A 680-nucleotide genomic window follows, 5' to 3' on the forward strand; every position below is an offset into this window, starting at 1 on the left:
CGCCCACCTGATCCCGATCCAGGACGCCGGGCTACAGACCCACCTGCGCAGCCTGGACATCAAGTTCACCCAGCGCCCGGGCCTGCTGCTCTTCGGACTGATCCCGCTGGCGCTGCTGGCCGTCTATGTCGTCGTGCAGGCCCGTCGCCGCCAGCGGCTGCGCCGCTTCACCGAGGCCGAGGTGCCGCAGTCGTGGTGGCGGCATGTTCCCATCGTGGTTGCGCTGCTGTCGCTGTTCCTGTTGACCGTCGCCCTGGCCACGCCCACGCACGACATGCGCATCCCGCGCAACCGCGCCTGCGTCGTGCTGGTCATCGACGTCTCGGAGTCCATGGCGTCCACCGACGTCGCCCCCAACCGGCTGGCCGCCGCGCAGGAGGCCGGCAAGAAATTCGCCGATGAGCTGACGCCGGCCATCAACCTGGGCCTGGTCGAATTCGCCGCCAACGCCTCACTGCTGGTGTCGCCGACGACGAACCGCGCCGCGGTGAAGGCGGCGATCGACGGGTTGAAGCCGGCGCCGAAAACCGCGACGGGGGAGGGCATCTTCACGGCGCTGCAGGCGATTGCCACGGTCGGCTCGGTGATGGGCGGCGGCGAAGGGCCGCCACCCGCGCGGATCGTGCTGGAATCCGACGGCGCCGAAAACGTGCCGCTGGACCCCAACGCGCCGCAGGGCG

The 680-nt window shown here is 70.6% G+C and carries 1 protein-coding gene; it reads left to right on the forward strand.

Translation table 11 applies throughout. From position 1 onward, the window contains the following. Positions 1 to 43: 43 nt before the first annotated feature. A partial coding sequence (locus A5712_RS04425; protein WP_156766408.1) for a VWA domain-containing protein occupies positions 44 to 680 on the forward strand: 637 nt, incomplete at its 3' end.

Origin of the sequence: Mycobacterium sp. E2327, assembly GCF_001672675.1 — a bacterium.
Taxonomy (GTDB): domain Bacteria; phylum Actinomycetota; class Actinomycetes; order Mycobacteriales; family Mycobacteriaceae; genus Mycobacterium.